Raw genomic sequence first — 19,469 nt, forward strand, 5'->3', positions numbered from 1 at the left:
GAGCGGATCCGAGCGAATCGAGGCCGTGTCATGACCACCCCCGCCGCGTACCAGGTCTCGCACCTCGACGCGTTGGAGGCGGAGAGCGTCTTCGTGATGCGCGAGGTGGTCGCGGAGATGGAGCGGCCGGTGCTGCTGTTCTCTGGTGGCAAGGACTCGATCGTGATGTTGCGGTTGGCGCAGAAGGCGTTCGCTCCGGCGAACATCCCGTTCCCGGTGATGCACGTCGACACGGGGCACAACTTCCCGGAGGTCCTGGAGTACCGGGACCGTCGGGTGGCGGAGCTGGGCCTGCAGTTGATCGTGGCGAGTGTGCCGGAGGCGTTGGCGCGGGGGTCCGTGCGGGAGGCGGCGGACGGGACGCGGAACCGGATCCAGACGCCGGTGTTGTTGGACGCGGTGGAGAAGCACCGGTTCGACGCGTTGTTCGGTGGGGCGCGGCGGGATGAGGAGAAGGCGCGGGCGAAGGAACGGGTGTTCTCGTTCCGGGACGAGTTCGGGCAGTGGGATCCGAAGAACCAGCGTCCGGAATTGTGGTCGTTGTACAACGGTCGGCATCACCCGGGGGAGTCCATCCGGGTGTTCCCGTTGTCGAACTGGACCGAGTTGGATGTGTGGCACTACATCGCGCGGGAGCGGATCCCGTTGCCCTCGATCTACTACGCGCACGAGCGCGAGGTGGTGGAGCGGGACGGGATGCTCTACGCGGTGAACGAGTTCTTCCACCCCCGGGCGGGTGAGGAGCGGTTCAAGGCCCAGGTGCGCTACCGGACGGTGGGCGATGCCTCCTGCACCGCTGCCGTGCGTTCGGACGCGGACTCGGTGGAGCTGGTGATCGAGGAGGTGGCCGCGACGCGGATCACCGAGCGGGGCGCGACCCGGGGTGACGATCGGGTCAGTGAGGCCGCGATGGAGGACCGTAAGCGGGAGGGCTACTTCTGATGAGTACCGACACTGTGGCCGCCGAGGTCGATCTCGGGGCGCGGCCGATGGACCTGCTGCGGTTCGCGACGGCGGGGAGCGTCGACGACGGTAAGTCGACGTTGATCGGCCGGCTGTTGTACGACACGAAGTCGTTGTTCACCGATCAGCTTGCCGCCGTCGAAGCCGTCAGCGCGGCGCGGGGGGACGAGTACACCAACCTCGCGTTGCTCACCGACGGCCTGCGGGCGGAGCGGGAGCAGGGCATCACGATCGATGTGGCGTACCGGTACTTCGCCACGCCGCGGCGGAAGTTCATCATCGCCGACACTCCGGGGCACACCCAGTACACCCGCAACATGGTCACCGGGGCGTCCACCGCCGATCTGGCGCTGATCCTGGTGGACGCGCGGAAGGGCCTCGTCGAGCAGTCGCGGCGACACGCGTTCCTGTGCTCGCTGCTGCGGGTGCCGCACCTGGTGTTGTGTGTGAACAAGATGGACCTGGTCGGTTTCTCGCAGGAGGTGTTCGAGCGGATCGCGGACGAGTTCACGGCGTTCGCGGCGAAGCTGGACGTGCCCGACCTGACGGTGGTGCCGGTGTCGGCCCTGCGGGGGGACAACATCGTGTCCCGGTCGGAGAACATGCCGTGGTACGACGGTCCGTCGTTGCTGCATCATCTGGAGCGGGTGCACATCGCCTCGGACCGCAACCTGCAGGACGTGCGGTTCCCGGTGCAGTACGTGATCCGGCCGCAGTCCACGACGGTGACCGACTACCGGGGGTACGCCGGTCAGGTGGCCTCGGGGGTGTTGAAGCCGGGCGACGAGGTGATGGTGCTGCCGTCGGGGTTCACCAGCCGCATCGCGGCGGTGGAGACCGCGGACGGGCCGGTGGAGGAGGCGTTCCCGCCGATGTCGGTCACGGTCCGCCTCGAAGACGAGATCGACATCTCCCGGGGTGACATGATCTGCCGGCCGAACAACGCCCCGGCGGTGGCGCAGGACATCGAGGCGATGGTCTGCTGGATGGACGAGACCCGCCCGTTGCAGGTCGGCGGCAAGTACGCGATCAAGCACACCACCCGCTCGGCGCGGGCGATCGTGCGGGGCCTGCACTACCGCCTCGACATCAACTCCCTGCACCGCGACGAGACCGCCGCCGAACTGAGGCTCAACGAGATCGGCCGGGTCCGGCTGCGGACGACGGTGCCGCTCCTGGCCGACGAGTACCGCCGCAACCGCACCACCGGCGGTTTCGTCATCATCGACGAGACCACCAACCGCACCGTAGGCGCCGGCATGATCGTCGAAACCGCCTGACCCCACCCTCGAACGCCCCGCATCTTCACGGAAAGAGTGGCCATCCAAGCCCGGATGGCCACTCTTTCCGTGAAATAGCGGGCGGAGTGGGGTGGGCGGGGGACGGGTGGGCGGGTGTGAGGCGGCGGGGTGTTAGGGGTGGGTGTTGGGGGTGGTCAGGTGGAAGTTGGGGGCGGGGAAGTTGTGGGCGGCGTAAGCGGTGGTGACGGCGGCGGACGCCGCGTCGGCGCGGTCGGCGTCGACCAGGGCGAGGACGCAGCCGCCGAAGCCGCCGCCGGTCATCCGCGCGCCGTACGCCCCGGCTGCGAGGGCCGCCTCGACCGCCGTGTCGATCTCCGGCGCGGTGATCTCGAAGTCGTCCCGCATCGAGGCGTGTGAGGCGGTCAGCAGCGGGCCGATGTCGCGGATCCGGCCGGCGCGCAGCAGTTCGACGGTGTCGAGCACCCGCTGGTTCTCGGTCACCACGTGCCGGACCCGGCGACGGGTCTCGTCGTCGTCGAGCAGGGCGAGGGCCTCGTCCAGCCCGGCGGCGGGGACGTCGCGCAGCGCGGCCAGCCCGAGCAGCTTCGCCGCCTGGTCGCAGGAGGCGCGGCGGGAGGCGTACTCGCCGCCGGCGTGCCGGTGCGGGGCCCGGCTGTCGACCACCAGCACGGCCAGGCCGGCGGCGGCCAGGTCGAACGGGATGTGTTCGACGGACTCGGTACGGCAGTCGAGGAACAGCGCGTGGCCGGGGCGGCAGCGGATCACCGCGGACTGGTCCATGATCCCGGTGGGGACGCCGACGTAGGCGTTCTCGGCCCGCTGGGCGAGTCGGGGCCGCCGTTCGGCCGGCAGGTCCACCCCGCCGAGGTCGACCAGGGCGGCCAGCACGGCGGCCTCCAGCGCCGCCGAGGAGGACAGCCCGGAGCCGACCGGCACGTCCGAGGCGATGGCGAGCCGCGCGCCGGGCACGTCGTGGCCGGCGTCGCGCAGCGCCCAGACCACCCCGGCCACGTACGCGCCCCAGCCGGCGACCCGGCCGGGCGCGGCGACCTCGTCGACCTCGTCGACGCCGAACTCGACCGGGGAGTCGGACAGCTCCGACCAGACCGTCCACCGCCCGCCGTCCTGCGGCGCGGCGGCGACGACGGTACGCAGCGGCAGCGCGAACGGCAGCACGAAGCCGTCGTTGTAGTCGGTGTGCTCGCCGATCAGGTTGGCCCGCCCGGGAGCCGCCCAGCGGCCGGCGGGTGGCTCGCCGTACCGGTGCCGGAAGCCGGCGCCGGCGCGGTCGGCGACGTCGCCGGCGGGGCCGGGACGCGCGGGATCGGTCACGGACGCTCCAGGACGTGCGTGCGGTAGAAGGCCCAGGCGTCGCCGACCATGTCGTGCAGGGTGGGCTTCTCGGGCACCCAGCCCAGCTCCTCGCGGGCCAGCGCGGAGGAGGCGACCAGCTCGGCCGGGTCGCCCTCGCGGCGTGGCGCCACCTCGATCGGCAGCGGCCGGCCGGTGACCTCGCGGACCACGTCGACGACCTGCCGGTTGGTGAACCCGGCGCCGTTGCCCAGGTTGTAGATCCGGTGCCGACCGGGAACGGCGGCGGTGAGCGCCAGCAGGTGGGCGCGGGCCAGGTCCTCGACGTGGATGTAGTCGCGCACGCAGGTGCCGTCGACGGTGGGGTAGTCGTCGCCGAAGAGCTGGAGCTTCTCCCGCCGGCCGGCGGCCACGTCCAGGGCGATCGGGATGAGGTGGGTCTCCGGGTCGTGCCGCTCGCCGATGGCGAGGTCGCCGCGCAGGTACGCCCCGGCGACGTTGAAGTAGCGCAGCGACACGGCGGCCAGGTCGTGCCCGATCGCCTCGGAGGTGAGCGCCATGTCGACGGCGAGCTTGGTGGCGCCGTACGTGTTGGTGGGGGCCTTGACGGCCGTCTCCGGGATGGGCAGCTCGACCGGGTTGCCGTAGACGGCGGCGGTGGAGGAGAAGACCATCCTCGGCACGCCGGCGGCCCGGACCGCGTCGATCAGGGCGAGCGAGCCGACGGTGTTGGTGTGCCAGTACAGCTCCGGCCTGACCATCGACTCGCCGGCGGCGATCAGGGCGGCGAAGTGCAGCACCCCGTCGAAGCCCGCCCCCGGGGTGAGCACCCGGGCCGCGTCGTGGATCGACGCGTCGACCCAGGTGGCCTCCGGGGCGAGCGCCTCCCGGTGCCCGGTGCGCAGGTCGTCGAGGACGACCACCTCGTGGCCGGCGTCGAGCAGCATCCGGGTCACCACGCTGCCGATGTAGCCGGCGCCGCCTGTCACGAGCAGTTTCACGTCGAGCCTCCTACCTGGCCGCGTCTCGCGTGGCCGTTCGTGATCACCTTACGACGGCTCGCTGTGGCCGCATGGGCCGTCGCCGGGCCCTCGGGGCTCTACCATCTACAGACATGCGGGAAGCGGGCGGTCCCGGGCTCCGGCGACGATCGCCGAGGCGGGCTCGACGCGTTCCGGGGCCGCTGGCCCGGGCGGTCGCCCGGCTCGTGGTCCGGGCCGCCGACGGCGCCACCCGGCTGGTCACCGACCTGCTCGGGGCCAGCCCCGCAGCCGGCCGGGAACGGATCAGCGAGGCGGAGCTGCGCGACCTGGTCGCCGCCAACACCGTTCTCGACCCGGACGAGCGGCGGATCATCGACGAGGTGCTGGTGGCCGGCGCGAGCCTGGTCCGTGAGGTGATGATGCCCCGCACCGAGGTGGTCTTCCTCTCCGCCGGGCTGAGCCTGGCCGAGGCGGAGCGGCTGGTCCGGGCCGAGACGCACACCCGCTACCCGGTGGTCGACGGCACCCACGACGACGTGGTCGGCTTCGTCCACCTGCGCGACGTGCTGATGCGCCCCGACCTTGATCCGGACGCCACCGTCGGCGAGCTGACCCGGGAGGTCAAGCGGCTGCCCGGCAGCAAGCGGGTGCTGGCCGCGCTGACCGAGATGCGCCGCGAGGGCCACCACCTGGCGGTGGTGGTCGACGAGTACGGCGGCACCGCCGGCATCGTCACCTGCGAGGACCTGATCGAGGAGCTGGTCGGGGAGATCCACGACGAGCACGACGACGCCCCCGAGCCGGCGCTGGCCGGGCTGCCCGCCGTGGTGGACGGCCGGCTCAACCTCGCCCACTTCGCCGAGCGCACCGGGGTGCGGCTGCCAACCGGCCCGTACGAGACGGTCGGCGGGTACGTGATGGCGGCGCTCGGCCGGCTGCCGATCGACGGCGACGAGGTGCCGGTGCCGCTGGCCCCGGGCGACGGCGGCGCCCCCGACGTCCCGCCTGAGGGGTGGCTGCTGCGGGTGCTCGCGCTGGAAGGGCGCCGCGTGGCCCGGCTCGCGGTCTCCGCGGTGCGCCTGCCCGAGCCGCGGTGCGAGGTCGCCGCCCCGGTGCCGGCGGCCGAGAGCCGACCCGCCGGCCCGTCATGACGTACGCCGGGGGGTGCTGACAGAATTGCCGGCATGTTTTCGCCGGCGTGCTTCGAGTAGCCGGCGCGACGTGATACGGGTGGACGGCTCGGTGGCCGAAGGGGTGGCGCGGAACGTGGATCGCAGGGACGGGGCGCCGGTGGCCGGCGACACCATCCAGATCGGGATCGCGGTGGACATCCCGGAACCGTGGGGCGGGACACTCACCCGGCGCCGGGTCGAGACCGGCGACCCCCTGGTGGTCCAGGCGCACGTGACGCTGCTCGGGCCCACCGAGATCCCGGTGGCGGCGCTGCCGGCGGTCGAGCGGCACCTCGCCGCGGTGGCCGCCGCCCACCTGCCGTTCGCGCTGCACCTGCGCGGCACCGGCACGTTCCGCCCCGTCACCCAGGTGGTCTTCGTGGCGGTGGCCGCCGGGATCAGCGAGTGCGAGCTGCTGGCCGCCGCGATCAGAGTCGCGCCCGAGCTGCACCGGGAGGCCCGCTTCCCGTACCACCCGCACGTCACGGTGGCGCAGGACGTCGCGCCGGAGGCGCTGGACAAGGTGTACGAGGACCTGGCCGACTTCTCGGCGATGTTCGAGGTGGGCTCGTTCACCCTCTTCTCCCACAGCGGGCAGGCCCGGTGGCAGCCGCGCCGGGATTTCCTGCTCGGCGCTTGAACCCGGCGGGCCGTCGACGTGCCGGCGACCGATCGGCGAGGATGACGGCGTGAACGTGATCGGGCGGATCGAGGCCGGCTTCGACCGGCGGGTCACCGCCGCGCGCCGCCGGTCACGGACGTTCGACCACCTGTGGCGGGCCGGGACGCTCTACGGCGACGTGCTCGCCGCGCGGCTGGCGGCGGCCATCGCGTACTACGGCTTCTTCGCGGTCTTCGCGCTCGGCCTGGTCGCGTACGCGATCTTCGGGGCGATCCTGGAGGACAACGACGAGATCAGCGCCGCCGCCGCCGGGTTCCTCCGGGAGAACCTGCCCTTCCTGGACCCGGCGCAGATCGCCCAGAGCAGCGGCACCGTGGGCGTGATCGGCCTGGTCATCCTGGCCTTCACCGGGATTGGCTGGGTGGAGGCGATCCGCTCGTCGCAGCGGCTGATCTACGGGCTCAACCAGCAGCCCGGCAACCTGGTAATGCGCCGGGTGATCGACCTGGGCGTGCTGGTGCTGGTGTTCGTGATGCTCGGTGTCTCGGTGGCCGCCGTGGACACGCTGGAGTCGCTGCTGCGGTTCCTGCTGCGCAGCACCGGCTCGGTGGGGCTGACGGTGGTGAGCGCGGTACTCAGCGTGCTGGTCAACGCGGTGCTGGCGACGGCGCTGCTGGTGGCGGTGCCCCGGCTTCGGATGAGCCGGCGCCGGCTGCGCCCGGTGGTGTTCGTGGTCGCGGTCGGGATCACGCTGCTGAACACGGTCGGGCGGTACTACGTGGTGCGCACCGAGCGGAATCCGGCGTACGCGGTGGTGGCCGGGGCGGTCGGCGTGCTGCTCTACCTCTACCTGCTCAACCAGCTCGTCCTGTTCGGCGCGGCGCTCGCCGCGACCAGCCCGTACGGCCGGGTGGTGGACCTGGCCGAGGGGCCGGTGCCGGCGGACATCGACGCCGACACCGATCCGGGTGCGCCCGGGGGAGCGGGCTGACATGCGGATCATCGTGGACCAGGCGTCGCCGGTGGCGCCGTACGAGCAGGTGCGTGGCCAACTCGCCGAGCAGATCGGGGACGGGCGGCTGCCGGTCGGTACCCGGCTGCCGACGGTCCGCCGGCTCGCCGGCGAGCTGGGGCTCGCGGCGAACACGGTGGCCCGGGCGTACCGGGAGCTGGAGGTCGCCGGGCTGCTGGAGACGCGGGGGCGGCACGGCACCTTCGTGGCGCCGGGCCGGGACGACGCGGTGGACCGGTTGCAGCGGGCGGCTGCCGGCTACGCGGCCGAGGCCGCGCGGCTCGGGGTCGCGCCGGACGCGGCGCTGGACCTGGTCCGGGCGGCCCTGGACGCGGCCCGGCGAGGGTGAGTGGTCCCGGGCGGGGCGGCGGGCAAGCACCGGACCGACAACCGAAGAACCGGCAATTCGGGCAAAAGCTACCCAGCTGAACGTGAGAATCAACCATGATGAGCGCGTGGGCGCTCTCGTGACGTTGGACCTGCCGGAAGACTCGCCGATGCTCGGCCTGCCGTGGATCATCACCTTCGGGCCGCTCGGCGACGCCGACGAGTGGGAGCCGGTGGTCTGCGGCCCGTACGAGCGAGCGCACGCGCTGGCCCTCGCCGAGTCGGTGGTGGCCGAGGAACAGCTCATGGCGGTGGTCGAGCCCCTGCTACCGGCGCTGTCGCCGGACGAGATCCGAAGCGAGATCGCCGCCGCCCAGCTCGCCGCGCAGGACGAGGACAACCGGATCGAGGCGGCCGACCTCTACGGCGACTTCGAGGACGTCATCGACGACGAGCTGGAGGTGGCGGCCGAGGCGGCCGACCGGACCGGGCCGCTCCCGGCGCCGGACGAGGCAGAGCTGCGGGCCGGCTTCGCCCGGATCGCCAAGCTGCTCACCGAGAAGGGCGGCTGACCCCGGCCGCCCGCGGGAATCCCCGGCTGAAGGTGACGGGGAACACTTCCGCCGTCCCGCCACCCGACGTGACGCGCGTCGGTCCCGTGGCCCAGATGGTCGCCGACGCCCCGCAGAGCGGACTCCGTGGGGCGTCGGCGGCACCTCACCCCCCACCACAAGGGGTCGACTGCCCAGCCCCCCGTCGGCGCGGGGCACAACGGAGGACCAGGGGCTCAAATGGGAGTCTACCCAGGTCAGCGCCGGTCGAACCACGCGGCGGCGTCCACCGGCAGGACGTGCCCGACGCCCTGCTCGGTGAGCTCCGCGCTGGCGGCGACCGGCCGGCCGTAGCCGTCGATCAGGACCTCGGCGTCGCTGAGGTTGACCACGCACGTCAGCTCGGCCTCGCCGGCGGTCCGGCGGAAGGCCAGCACCCCCGGGCCGGTGGTCTCCAGCCAGGTCACCTCGCCGGCGTCCGGGCCGAGCGCGGGGTGGGAGTGCCGGATCCGCAGCGCGGCGCGGTACAGCTCCAGCGTCGAGCCGGGCACCCCGGCCTGGGCGGCGACGGAGAGGGCGGCCCAGGTGGCCGGGGCCGGCAGCCAGCTCGGCGCGCTGCCCTCGGGGCCGAAGCCGTACGGGGCCACTTCGCCGCTCCACGGGATCGGCACCCGGCAGCCGTCCCGGCTCTCGCCCGTGCGCAGGAACGACGGGTCCTGGCGCAGTTCGTCCGGCAGGTCGAGCACCTCCGGCAGGCCCAGCTCCTCGCCCTGGTAGAGGTACGCACAGCCGGGCAGGGCGAGCATCAGCAGGCTGGCCGCCCGGGCCCGGCGCAGCCCGACCTCGCCGTCGCCGTACCGGGTGACGTGCCGCTGCTTGTCGTGGTTGGACAGCACCCAGGTGGTCGGCGCGCCGACGATCGTCGCCTCCGCCAGCGCGGTGTCGATCACCTTGCGGAACGAGTCGGCCGACCAGGTGGCGTCGAGGAAGTCGAAGCTGAAGGCCTGGTGCAGCTCGTCCGGGCCGATGTAGCGGGCCAGCCGCTGGGGCGTCTCGGCCCATGCCTCGGCGACCGCCATCCGGCCACCGGGGTAGCTGTCCAGGATCGGCCGCCAGGCCCGGTAGATCTCGTGCACCTCGTCCTGGTCGAAGTAGGGCAGCCGGCCCTTGCCGAGCAACTCCGACTGACGCCGGCCGGTGGTCATGCTGCTGAAGCCGACGTCCGGCAGCCCTTCGGCCTTGATCATGCCGTGGGCCACGTCGATGCGGAACCCGTCCACGCCCCGGTCGAGCCAGAACCGCAGGACGTCCTCGAACTCGGCGCGGATCTCGGGGTGGCGCCAGTCGAGGTCCGGCTGGGCCGGGTCGAACAGGTGCAGGTACCACTGGCCGTCGGGCACCCGGGTCCAGGCCGGGCCGCCGAAGATGCTCTCCCAGTCGTTCGGCGGCAGCTCGCCGTCGGCGCCCCTGCCCTCGGCGAAGAGGTAGCGGGCCCGCTCGGGGGAGCCGGGGGCGGCGGCGAGCGCGGCGGTGAACCACGGGTGCGCGCTGGAGGTGTGGTTGGGCACCAGATCGACGATGATCCGCAGGCCCAGGGCGTGCGCGTCGGTGATCATCGCGTCGAAGTCGGTGAGGGTGCCGAACATCGGGTCGACGTCGCGGTAGTCGGCCACGTCGTAGCCGCCGTCGACCATCGGCGAGGTGTAGAAGGGGGTGAGCCAGAGCGCGTCGACCCCGAGGTCACGCAGGTACGGCAGGCGCTCGCGGATACCCGGCAGGTCGCCTGTGCCGTCGCCGTTGGAGTCGGCGAAGCTGCGGACGTAGACCTGGTAGACGACCGCGGAGCGCCACCAGTCGTCGTCGGAGGTCAGTGGCGTCGGGTTGCTGGCGGTCATCGGTGGCGATCCCCGTTCTGTGGCGCGGGACGGCGGGTATGGCGTGGCACGGCGGTGTGTCACCCGGGTGTCAGAGCAGAATGCCGTCCGGCCACTGCAAGAGTCAAGCAAGGTTTGCGCAAGAAATGACGCCCTTGGTGGCGGGGCGCGGAGTCGACGCCGCCCCGGTGGTGGGACTCGCCGGGCGATCCACGGTGCGGACGGCGGCCGGCGCGGCCCGGGGCCGGCTCAGGCGGGGGCGGGCCGGGGGCGGCTCAGGCCGGGAGAGGAGGGCCGGGGTGGCTCAGGCAGGGACGGGGAGGGCCGGGGGCGTCGGGCGCTGCCGGGGCTGGCCGCCCGTCGCCGGGCCGGCGGCGTCCTGGCGGACGACGGCGGTGGAGCCGCGTACCACCAGCTCGGGCCGGAACAGGTACTCCGAGTGCGGTGCGGCGTGCCCGTTGATCTCGTCGACCAGGGCCCGGACGGCGGCCACGGCCATCGCGGCCACCGGCTGCCGCATCGTGGTCAGCGGCGGGTCGGTGAAGGCCATCAGGGGCGAGTCGTCGTACCCGACCACCGACAGGCCGCCCGGCACGGACAGGCCGCGCTGCCGGGCCGCCCGGACCGCGCCGAGCGCCATCAGGTCGGAGCCGCAGACCAGGCCGGTCACCCCGCGCTCCAGCAGCCGCCCGGCCGCCGCCTCGCCGCCCTCCACCCCGAAGAGGGTCAGCTCGGCCAGCTCGTCCAGCTCGGCGTCGGGCAGGCCCGCCAGGCGCTCCATGGCGGCCCGCCAGCCGGCCACCCGGCGCTGTACCGGGACGAACCGGTCCGGGCCGGTGATCAGGCCGATCCGCCGGTGCCCGAGGGCGACCAGGTGGGCCACGGCCAGCTCGGTGGCCTCCCGGTCGTCGCAGGAGACGAAGGGCGCGGCGACGCCCGGCACGTACCCGTTGATCATGACGACCGGCAGCGGTCGGGCGATCAACGCCCGGTACCGGTCGTGGTTGGCCGCGGTGTCGGCGTGCAGCCCGGAGACGAAGACGATGCCGGACACCTGGCGGTCGAGGAGCATCTCGACGTACTCGTCCTCGGTGACCCCGCCCGGGGTCTGGGTGCACAGCACCGGGGTGAACCCGCTCTGCGCCAGGGTCGACTCGATCACCTGGGCGAAGGCGGGGAAGATCGGGTTTTCCAGCTCCGGCACGACCAGGCCGACCAGGCCGGCGCTGCGCTTGCGCAGCCGGGCCGGGCGCTCGTAGCCGAGGACGTCGAGGGCGGTGAGGACGGCCTGCCGGGTCTCGGGGGCCACGCCGGGGCGGTCGTTGAGCACCCGCGACACCGTGGCCTCGCTGACTTCGGCCTGTTGGGCGATGTCGGACAGTCGAGCGCGCATGGGCGCACTTTAGCCCAAGGGCAACTTCTTGCGTACGCGACTGCAAGCTCTTCCATTATCTGCAACCTCTTGCTAACGTCCCCGCAACATACGGGAGTAGCGGCGCAGCAACCGGGCGCCGGGCAGCAAGAACTTACGAAGGTTTCCACTGGCGGGCCGCCCTTCCCCCGGCGCAACCGCCATGACGACAGGAGTACCGATGCGCATCCGTACCGCGGGTGTGGTCGCCGTCCTCGGCCTGGCGCTGGCCGCCACCGGCTGCGGCGGTGGCGACGACGACAGCAACGCGCCGGCCGCGAAGGAGTCCGCCAAGGCAGCCGGCGGCAAGCTGGTGATCTGGGCCGATGACAAGCGCACCGCCGCCCTCAAGCCGTTCGCCGAGAAGTTCGGCAAGGAGAACGGCGTCACGGTCGAGGTCCAGGCCGTCTCCAAGGACCTGCAGACCAACTTCGTGACCGCCTCGCAGCAGGGCAGCGGCCCGGACGTCGTGGTCGGCGCGCACGACTGGATCGGCAACCTCGTCCAGAACGGCGCCATCGACCCCGTGCAGCTCGCCGCCGAGCAGAAGAGCGGCTTCAACGAGACCGCCGTCAAGGCCGTCACGTTCAACGGCCAGCTCTACGGCGTCCCCTACGCCATGGAGAACCTGGCGCTGATCCGCAACACCGAGCTGGCCCCCGAGGCGCCCAAGACCGTCGAGGACCTGGTCGCCGCCGGCAAGAAGCTCAAGGCCGAGAAGAAGGCCAGCGAGATCCTCTGCCTCCAGTCCGGCCAGAACGGCGACGCCTACCACATCTACCCGTTCTACACCTCCGGTGGCGGGTACCTCTTCGGCACGGCCGCCAACGGCGACTACGACCCGAAGGACCTGGGCGTGGGCAAGCCGGAGTCGATCGAGGCGTTCAAGAAGATCGCCAAGCTCGGTGAGAAGGGCGACGGCGCGCTGAAGCGCTCGATCACCGGCGAGAACTCGATCGCCACGTTCACCGGCAAGAAGTGCGCCTTCCTGGTCTCCGGCCCGTGGGCCGTCGCGGACGCCAAGAAGGCCAACATCTCCTACGACATCTCCCCGGTCCCCGGCTTCGCCGGCGGCAAGGAGGCCCAGCCGTTCGTGGGAGTCCAGGCGTTCTACGTGGCGGCCAAGGGCAAGAACAAGGCCCTCGCCCAGGAGTTCGTGGCGAACCACGTCACCACCCCCGAGCTGGCCGTGGCGCTCTACAACGCCGAGGCCCGCCCGCCGGCGCTGACCGCCGCCCTCGACCAGGTCAAGGGCACCGACCCGGACCTGGCCAAGTTCCAGGAGGCCGGCAAGAACGGCCAGGTGCTCCCGGCGATCCCGGCCATGGCCACCATCTGGGACCCGTTCGGCAAGGCCGAGGCCGCCATCATCGGCGGCGCCGACCCGACCAAGACGATCACCGCGGCCGGCAAGACCATCTCCGGCCAGATCAAGTAATGAGCACGTCGCTGTCCGGCCCGGGGGCTGCCACGCAGCCCTCGGGCCGGGAGCCCGTCGGCCCCGGGCTCCCGGACAGGTCCTGCACCGCGCGGCACCGCGCGCCGATCACCGCGACCGGTCTGCTCGTCAAGGTGGTCCTGCTCGGCCTCACCGCCGGGATCGCGGTCTGGGCGGCCTTCCCGCTCATCGAGGCGGAGAAGTGGGTCGGGCTGGCCCTGCTGGCCGCCACCACCGCCGGGCTCTTCTACCTCTACCTGACCCGCCGGCACATCCCGGCGAAGTACCTGGTCCCCGGCACGCTGTTCCTCATCGCGTTCCAGGTGGTCCCGGTGCTCTACACGGCGAGCACCGCCTTCACGAACTTCGGTGACGGCCACCGCGGCACCAAGGAAGACGCCGTCGTCGCCATCCAGACCGCCTCGGTCAAGCAGGTGCCCGGCTCCACCGAGTACGCCCTCTCCGTGGCCACCCAGGGTGACCCGGCGACCGGCCCGCTCGTCTTCCTGGTCAGCGACCCGGGCACCCGCGCCGTCTCGGCCGGCGATGCCGGCGGGCTGCGCCAACTCGATGCGGCCGACGTCACCGTGGCCCCCGGCGGCAAGGTCACCGCCGCCGACGGCTACACCGTGCTCAACTTCGGCCAGGCCAGCGCCCGCAGCCAGGAGATCACCGACCTGGTCGTGCCGACCTCCGGCGGCGCGCTGCGTTCCGCCGGCCTGTCCCGCGCCTACGAGGGCAAGGCGATCCGGGCGTACGACGCCGGCTGCGACTGCGTCAAGGACATCGAGACCGGCAAGACCTGGACGGCGGACGAGGAGTCCGGCGCCTTCGTCGCCCCCGACGGCGAGCGGCTGGCCCAGGGCTGGAAGGTCACCGTCGGGCTGAAGAACTTCTCCCGGGTGCTCACCGACCCGGCCATCTCCGGGCCGTTCTTCGGCACTCTGCTGTGGAACTTCGCCTTCGCCGTCGGCTCCACCGGCGGCACGTTCATCCTGGGCATGTTCATCGCCCTGGCGCTGCACTCGCCCCGGATGCGGGGCACCAACATCTACCGGGTCCTGCTGATCCTGCCGTACGCCATGCCGTCCTTCGCGATGCTGCTGGTCTGGCGGGACATGTTCAACACCGACTTCGGGCTGATCAACAACCTGTTCGGGCTCGGGGTGGACTGGTTCGGCCAGGAGTGGTCGGCCCGGATCGCGGTGATCCTGGTGCAGCTCTGGCTCGGCTACCCGTACATGTTCCTCGTCGCCACGGGCGCGCTCCAGGCCATCCCGAAGGAGCTGACCGAGGCGACCTCGGTCGACGGCGCGTCGCCCTGGCAGTCGTTCCGGGCGGTCACCCTGCCGCTGCTGCTGGTCGCGCTCTCCCCGCTGCTGATCGCGTCGTTCGCGTACAACTTCAACAACTTCAACGCGATCTACCTGACCACCGAGGGCGGCCCGTTCCCGGCGGACAACCCGACGGCGGGAGCGACGGACCTGCTGATCACGTACACGTACCGGCTGGCCTTCGGCGCGCAGGGCGCCCAGTTCGGCCTGGCAGCCGCAGTGTCGATCTTCATCTTCACCATCGTCGCGGTGGTGTCGGCGGTGAGCTTCCGGCGCACCCGTAAGCAGGAGGAGGTGTACTCGTGACCTCGCTCAGCGGCACTCCGGTCGCGGGCGGCGCGACCGGCACCGCCCCGGCCGTCAACCGCAACGCGGGCCGGCGTGGCAACCGGTGGTTCGCCCAGGTCGGCTGGCGCCACCTGGTCGCCATGCTGGCGGTCGCGTTCAGCCTCTTCCCGATCCTCTTCGTGCTGTCGGCCGCGCTCAACCCGCTCGGCACGCTCTCCTCGACGGAGCTGCTGCCGACCGGGGCGTCCCTGGAGAACTTCACCAACCTGTTCGACCGTACGGCGTTCGGGTGGTGGTTCCTCAACTCGCTGCTCATCGCCGGGGTGGCCTCGTTCGTGTCGGTCGTCCTGTCGGCGCTGGCGGCGTACGCCTTCTCCCGGATGCGGTTCTCCGGTCGGCGGGTCGGGCTGTTGTCGCTCCTGCTGATCCAGATGTTCCCGCAGTTCCTGGCGATCGTGGCGATCTTCCTGCTCTTCACGACGATCACCGACCTGTGGCCGGCGATCGGCTTCAACACCCCGTGGGGCCTGCTGCTGCTCTACCTGGGCGGCGCGCTGGGGGTGAACACCTGGCTGATGAAGGGCTTCTTCGACACGCTCCCCCGGGAGCTGGACGAGTCGGCCACGATGGACGGTGCCACGCACGCCCAGGTCTTCTTCCGGATCATGCTGCCGCTGGTGGCACCGATCCTGGCGGTGACCGGCCTGCTCGCCTTCATCGGCACCATCAACGAGTTCCTGATGGCGAACGTCTTCCTGACCAACAGCGAGTCGAAGACCCTCGCGGTCGGGATGTTCGGCCTGGTGGCCGGCGAACGCAACAACAACTTCGGGATCTTCGCGGCGGGCACCCTGCTCACCGCGATCCCCACGGTGCTGGTCTTCCAGATGGTCCAGCGTTACATCGTCTCCGGCCTCACCGCCGGAGCCGTCAAGGGCTGAGCCTCCTCGGCTCACGCTGCGGCAAGGGCGTCGGCGTCCGACGTACACCGGAGCAGTCACGGATCGACCGCCGCGGTCGGGGAACCGGCCGCGGCGGGAGACCCATTCCTCTCCCCGTCCGACCGACGCGAAAGGCACCGCCATGCCCCTGTTGCCGCACCACGACGGATCCGCCCTGTACGTCCCCGAGCAGGAACCCGCGCTCGGCGACACCGTCGACGTCTTCGTCCGGGTGCCGGCCGGCGCCGACGTCCGGCAGGTGCACGTGCGCACCACCGGCGACGGCGAACCCCGGTTCACCGAGGCGGTCGTCGACCGCACCGACGGTGGCGACATCTGGTGGCGGGTCCCCGTCGAGGCCCGCAACCCGGTCAGCAACTACCGGTTCATGCTCACCGGCAGCCGCGGCTACCGCTGGCTGAACGCCGCCGGCGTGGTGCCCCACGACGTGCCCGACAACGGCGACTTCAAGCTGGTCACCCACGCCCCGCCCCCGGCCTGGGCCCGGGACGCGGTGATCTACCAGATCTTCCCGGACCGGTTCGCCCGCTCCGCCGCCGCAGACGGCCGGGACCTGCCGGACTGGGCCATCCCGTGCGACTGGGACACCCCGGTGATCGGCCGGGGCCCGGAGACCCCCCGCCAGTTCTACGGCGGCGACCTGGACGGCGTCACCGAGCGGCTGAACCACCTGGACCGCCTCGGCGTGAACACCGTCTACCTGACCCCGATCTTCCCGGCCCGCTCCAACCACCGCTACGACGCGGCCAGCTTCGACACCGTCGACCCGCTGCTCGGCGGCGACGCCGCACTGGCCCGCCTCGCCGAGGCCGTACGCGCCCGGGGCTGGCGGCTGCTCGGCGACATCACCAGCAACCACACCGGCGACGCGCACGAGTGGTTCACCCGGGCCGCCTCCGACGTGTCCGCGCCCGAGCGGGAGCTGTACTACTTCGACGAGGTGACCGGCTGCGACTACGAGTCCTGGAACGGGGTCAGGTCGCTGCCGAAGCTGAACTGGGGCAGCGCGGAGCTGCGTCGCCGTTTCGCCACCGCCGACGACTCGCTGCTGCGCCGCTGGCTGCGCCCCCCGTACGGGCTGGACGGCTGGCGGGTGGACGTGGCGAACATGACCGGCCGGCGGGGGGCCGACGCGTACACCCACGAGGTGGCGGCGCTGCTGCGCGAGGTGGTGGCCGACACCCGGGCCGACGGGCTGCTGATGGCCGAGCACGGCCACGACCACACCGGCGACCTGGACCGCGGCGGCTGGCACGGCACGATGAACTACGTCGGCTTCACCGACCCGGTCTGGTCCTGGCTGCGGCACGGCGACGAACCGGTGCCGAACTTCCTCGGCACCCCGGGCGGGGTGCGGCGGCGGGACGCGGACGCGGTGCTCGCGACGATGGACACCTACCGGTCACTGATCTCGTGGCGGTCGTACACCCACTCGTGGCAGTTGCTCGGCTCGCACGACTCGGCCCGGATCCGCACCGTCGTCGGGGACGCGGCCCGGCAGGAGGTGGCCGCCGGCCTGCTCGCCACCATGCCCGGCACCCCGGTGATCTTCGCCGGGGACGAGTTGGGGCTGACCGGCGCCAACGGCGAGGGCTCGCGGACCCCGATGCCATGGCACCGGCCGGAGAGTTGGGACGCCTCGACGTTCGCCTCGTACCGCGCCCTGATCGCGCTGCGCCGCTCGGAGCCCGCGCTGCGCCACGGCGGCCTGCGCTGGCTGCACGCCGGCGCGGACACGCTGGTCTTCCTGCGTGAGGCCCCGACCGGTGCGGTGCTGGTCCTGGCCCGCCGCGCCGCCGGTGACCCGGTCCGCCTGACCGGCCTGGGACCGGCGGAGAACCTCTACGGCGGCGCCCCCGCCCTGCACCCCGACGCGGACGGCACGATCACCCTCCCGCCCGACGGCCCCACCTTCCAAACCTGGCGCCTAACCTGACCCACCCCTACCCACCCCTACCCTGCCCCCAAGCCCCACCCCCAAGCCCCACCAGCTGCGGCGATCTTGCACTTGCGGCCCCGACATGAGGGGCATCTGACCCAAATCGAGGGCCCAAAGTGCAAGATCGCGGAGCGGGGGGCGGTGGGGGCGGGACGGGGGCGGGACGGGGGTGGGTGTGGGGTGGTAGGGGTTAGGTCAGTGGGGAGGGGGAGGGGGTGGGCGGGTGCGGGTAGGTGGTGTGGTGGGGGCGGTTACCGACGTGCGTTGGTCTGCCCCGCTACTACGATCTGTCGTTGATGGGGGAGGATGGTCCGGTGGAAGCTCTGAGACTGATCCTTCTCTACGTCCATCTGATCGGGTTCGCCCTGCTGCTCGGCGGCACGATCGCCCAATACGTCAGCGGCCGGCTGCGGATCAACGCGGCCATGCTCTGGGGGTCGGTCATCGGCCTGCTGACCGGAATCGGGCTGTCCGCCCCGTTGCGTGACGGCGACGAACCGGCCCCCGCGAAGCTTGTTACCAAGTTGGTGCTCGCGCTGCTGATCTTTGTCATGGTCTTCTTCTCCCGTAAGCGGGAATCGGTCAACCGTGGCCACTTCCTCGCCATCGCAGGCTTGACCCTGGTCAACGCGGCGGTGGCAGTTTTCTGGCGGTAGCGTCCTGACCAGGGGACAGGCCGCGGGAAACGGACGTTCGTGACACCGAACCGGCTACTGCCAGGACGACAAGTGATCTGCCGCACCCAACGGATCACATAGGGGTAACAGGCGCTCAACAGTCGTGCACGATTGTCGGTCGGTGGGTGGACGCGGGCGTACGCTCCCGTCCGTAACGTGGGACGCCGGCGGCGCAGCGCAGGCCGGCTCAAGGGCTGCCACCGCGCAGAGCGGTGTGCAATGGGAAGGAGACGTCTTGCGCTCTGTGCGTGGGATGCGGATCGCCTCCGCCTTCGTGGCGGGTGGGCTCGTGCTGGGCGCCGCCGCGTGTGGTGAGGCCCCCGAGGACGACAAGGACGCCGGGAGCACCGGTGCCAAGAAATACAGCGCCTGCATGGTGACCGACGTCGGCGGCATCGACGACAAGTCGTTCAACACCTCCGCCTGGAAGGGCCTGGAGGAGGCCAAGAAGGCCAACGACAACATCGACATCAAGTACGTCGCGTCGAAGGCCGAGGCGGACTACGAGGTCAACCTGACCGGGTACGTCAACCAGAAGTGCGACTTCGTCCTGGCCGTCGGCGGTCTCATGACCGACGCCACCAAGAAGATCGCCCAGGCGAACCCGAACCAGCAGTTCGGCATCGTCGACTCGAACCCGGGTGTGGCCAACGTCTACCCGATGCAGTTCGACACCGCGCAGGCCGCGTTCCAGGCCGGTTACCTCGCCGCCGGGATGAGCAAGACCGGCAAGGTCGGCACCTACGGCGGCCTGCCGATCCCGCCGGTGACCATCTTCATGGATGGCTTCGCCGACGGCGTGGCGCACTACAACAAGGCCAAGAGCAAGAACGTCCAGGTGCTGGGCTGGGACAAGGCGGCCCAGAAGGGTTCCTTCACCAACGACTTCAGCAAGCAGGACGAGGGCAAGAAGGTCTCCGACACCCTGGTCGCCCAGGGCGCGGACATCATCATGCCGGTCGCCGGCGGCGCGGGCCTTGGCACCACCTCGGCGGCTCAGGCCTCCGGCGGCAAGTACTCGGTCATCTGGGTCGACGCCGACGGCTGCGAGAGCACCCCGAGCTGCTCGGTGCTGCTGACCACCGTGGTCAAGAACATCGCCGACTCCGTCAAGGAGGCCGTGGTCAAGGCCGCCGGTGGCGAGAAGCTCCAGGCCACCCCGGGCTTCGTGGGCAACCTGGCCAACAACGGCGTCTCGCTCGCCCCGTACCACGACTTCGACAGCAAGGTCCCGGCGGACCTCAAGGCCGAGGTCGAGAAGCTCAAGGCGGACATCGCCGCCGGCACCATCACGGTCACCTCGAAGGCCCAGCCGGCCAAGTGACCGCTCCGTCGGCCACCGC

Annotated in this window: 17 protein-coding genes; 13 read left to right on the plus strand and 4 right to left on the minus strand. The window is 71.7% G+C overall.

Annotation, left to right across the window (positions count from 1 at the left end):
* Positions 1-30 precede the first annotated feature (30 nt).
* Both cysD and cysN read left to right on the plus strand, forming a co-directional pair.
* Positions 31-942: a sulfate adenylyltransferase subunit CysD gene (cysD, locus tag ACQPZO_RS04085; protein WP_433347145.1), complete on the plus strand. Its 912-nt coding sequence runs from the start codon at positions 31-33 to the stop codon at positions 940-942.
* On the plus strand, positions 942-2,243 hold the full coding sequence (gene cysN / locus ACQPZO_RS04090; RefSeq protein ID WP_433347147.1) for a sulfate adenylyltransferase subunit CysN: 1,302 nt from the start codon (positions 942-944) through the stop codon (positions 2,241-2,243). The genes cysD and cysN overlap by 1 nt, the downstream gene beginning before the upstream one ends.
* A gap of 132 nt (positions 2,244-2,375) precedes the next feature.
* Here cysN and galK read toward each other — a convergent pair whose 3' ends face one another.
* Both galK and galE read right to left on the minus strand, forming a co-directional pair.
* The gene (gene galK / locus ACQPZO_RS04095) at positions 2,376-3,557 is read right to left on the minus strand and encodes a galactokinase (RefSeq protein ID WP_433347149.1); all 1,182 of its coding nucleotides are present in this window, start codon (positions 3,555-3,557) and stop codon (positions 2,376-2,378) included.
* The gene (gene galE / locus ACQPZO_RS04100; RefSeq protein ID WP_433350779.1) at positions 3,554-4,483 is read right to left on the minus strand and encodes a UDP-glucose 4-epimerase GalE; all 930 of its coding nucleotides are present in this window, start codon (positions 4,481-4,483) and stop codon (positions 3,554-3,556) included. Before galE ends, galK begins: the two co-directional genes overlap by 4 nt.
* 167 nt (positions 4,484-4,650) lie before the next feature.
* Between galE and ACQPZO_RS04105 the strand changes: the two genes are divergently transcribed.
* From ACQPZO_RS04105 to ACQPZO_RS04125, 5 genes are all read left to right on the plus strand, one after another.
* On the plus strand, positions 4,651-5,670 hold the full coding sequence (locus tag ACQPZO_RS04105; RefSeq protein ID WP_433347151.1) for a hemolysin family protein: 1,020 nt from the start codon (positions 4,651-4,653) through the stop codon (positions 5,668-5,670).
* Between the two features lie 73 nt (positions 5,671-5,743).
* Positions 5,744-6,331: a 2'-5' RNA ligase family protein gene (locus tag ACQPZO_RS04110; protein ID WP_405116478.1), complete on the plus strand. Its 588-nt coding sequence runs from the start codon at positions 5,744-5,746 to the stop codon at positions 6,329-6,331.
* Positions 6,332-6,380: 49 nt separating this feature from the next.
* Positions 6,381-7,304, plus strand: coding sequence for a YhjD/YihY/BrkB family envelope integrity protein (locus tag ACQPZO_RS04115; protein ID WP_433347153.1), 924 nt, complete (start codon positions 6,381-6,383; stop codon positions 7,302-7,304).
* A gap of 1 nt (position 7,305) precedes the next feature.
* A complete protein-coding gene (locus tag ACQPZO_RS04120; RefSeq protein ID WP_433347155.1) occupies positions 7,306-7,674 on the plus strand; it encodes a GntR family transcriptional regulator in 369 nt (122 codons plus the stop codon).
* A gap of 106 nt (positions 7,675-7,780) precedes the next feature.
* On the plus strand, positions 7,781-8,224 hold the full coding sequence (locus ACQPZO_RS04125) for a hypothetical protein (protein ID WP_433347157.1): 444 nt from the start codon (positions 7,781-7,783) through the stop codon (positions 8,222-8,224).
* A gap of 236 nt (positions 8,225-8,460) precedes the next feature.
* On the opposite strand, the gene ACQPZO_RS04130 is transcribed toward ACQPZO_RS04125, so the two are convergent.
* A complete protein-coding gene (locus ACQPZO_RS04130; protein WP_433347159.1) occupies positions 8,461-10,098 on the minus strand; it encodes a glycoside hydrolase family 13 protein in 1,638 nt (545 codons plus the stop codon).
* 283 nt (positions 10,099-10,381) lie between these two features.
* On the minus strand, positions 10,382-11,470 hold the full coding sequence (locus tag ACQPZO_RS04135; RefSeq protein WP_433347161.1) for a LacI family DNA-binding transcriptional regulator: 1,089 nt from the start codon (positions 11,468-11,470) through the stop codon (positions 10,382-10,384).
* A 199-nt stretch (positions 11,471-11,669) separates the two neighbouring features.
* Here ACQPZO_RS04135 and ACQPZO_RS04140 point away from each other — a divergent pair, with 199 nt between their 5' ends.
* The 6 genes from ACQPZO_RS04140 (at position 11,670) to ACQPZO_RS04165 (ending at position 19,450) form a co-directional block, all read left to right on the plus strand.
* On the plus strand, positions 11,670-12,926 hold the full coding sequence (locus ACQPZO_RS04140; protein ID WP_433347163.1) for a sugar ABC transporter substrate-binding protein: 1,257 nt from the start codon (positions 11,670-11,672) through the stop codon (positions 12,924-12,926).
* Complete coding sequence (locus ACQPZO_RS04145) at positions 12,926-14,566, plus strand: ABC transporter permease subunit (protein ID WP_433347165.1); 1,641 nt, start codon at positions 12,926-12,928, stop codon at positions 14,564-14,566. Before ACQPZO_RS04140 ends, ACQPZO_RS04145 begins: the two co-directional genes overlap by 1 nt.
* Positions 14,567-14,688: 122 nt before the next feature.
* The gene (locus tag ACQPZO_RS04150; protein WP_433350781.1) at positions 14,689-15,489 is read left to right on the plus strand and encodes a sugar ABC transporter permease; all 801 of its coding nucleotides are present in this window, start codon (positions 14,689-14,691) and stop codon (positions 15,487-15,489) included.
* Between the two features lie 142 nt (positions 15,490-15,631).
* Positions 15,632-17,446, plus strand: coding sequence for an alpha-amylase family glycosyl hydrolase (locus ACQPZO_RS04155; RefSeq protein WP_433347167.1), 1,815 nt, complete (start codon positions 15,632-15,634; stop codon positions 17,444-17,446).
* Between the two features lie 317 nt (positions 17,447-17,763).
* On the plus strand, positions 17,764-18,105 hold the full coding sequence (locus ACQPZO_RS04160) for a hypothetical protein (protein ID WP_350883704.1): 342 nt from the start codon (positions 17,764-17,766) through the stop codon (positions 18,103-18,105).
* A gap of 274 nt (positions 18,106-18,379) precedes the next feature.
* Positions 18,380-19,450, plus strand: a complete 1,071-nt coding sequence (locus ACQPZO_RS04165; RefSeq protein ID WP_433350783.1) for a BMP family lipoprotein — start codon at positions 18,380-18,382, stop codon at positions 19,448-19,450.
* The last annotated feature ends 19 nt before the right edge of the window (positions 19,451-19,469 follow it).

The organism is Micromonospora sp. CA-111912, assembly GCF_050948415.1.
In the GTDB taxonomy this organism is placed as follows: Bacteria; Actinomycetota; Actinomycetes; order Mycobacteriales; family Micromonosporaceae; genus Micromonospora.

Bases quoted from the DNA above. Each gene is read 5' to 3' on its own strand.
- ACQPZO_RS04105 (WP_433347151.1), top strand. From the start codon at position 4,651: ATGCGGGAAGCGGGCGGTCCCGGGCTCCGGCGACGATCGCCGAGGCGG.
- ACQPZO_RS04130 (WP_433347159.1), bottom strand. From the start codon at position 10,098: ATGACCGCCAGCAACCCGACGCCACTGACCTCCGACGACGACTGGTGG.
- ACQPZO_RS04150 (WP_433350781.1), top strand. From the start codon at position 14,689: ATGCTGGCGGTCGCGTTCAGCCTCTTCCCGATCCTCTTCGTGCTGTCG.
- ACQPZO_RS04120 (WP_433347155.1), top strand. From the start codon at position 7,306: ATGCGGATCATCGTGGACCAGGCGTCGCCGGTGGCGCCGTACGAGCAG.
- cysD (WP_433347145.1), top strand. From the start codon at position 31: ATGACCACCCCCGCCGCGTACCAGGTCTCGCACCTCGACGCGTTGGAG.
- ACQPZO_RS04145 (WP_433347165.1), top strand. From the start codon at position 12,926: ATGAGCACGTCGCTGTCCGGCCCGGGGGCTGCCACGCAGCCCTCGGGC.
- galE (WP_433350779.1), bottom strand. From the start codon at position 4,483: ATGCTGCTCGACGCCGGCCACGAGGTGGTCGTCCTCGACGACCTGCGC.
- ACQPZO_RS04135 (WP_433347161.1), bottom strand. From the start codon at position 11,470: ATGCGCGCTCGACTGTCCGACATCGCCCAACAGGCCGAAGTCAGCGAG.
- cysN (WP_433347147.1), top strand. From the start codon at position 942: ATGAGTACCGACACTGTGGCCGCCGAGGTCGATCTCGGGGCGCGGCCG.
- ACQPZO_RS04165 (WP_433350783.1), top strand. From the start codon at position 18,380: ATGCGGATCGCCTCCGCCTTCGTGGCGGGTGGGCTCGTGCTGGGCGCC.
- ACQPZO_RS04140 (WP_433347163.1), top strand. From the start codon at position 11,670: ATGCGCATCCGTACCGCGGGTGTGGTCGCCGTCCTCGGCCTGGCGCTG.
- ACQPZO_RS04155 (WP_433347167.1), top strand. From the start codon at position 15,632: ATGCCCCTGTTGCCGCACCACGACGGATCCGCCCTGTACGTCCCCGAG.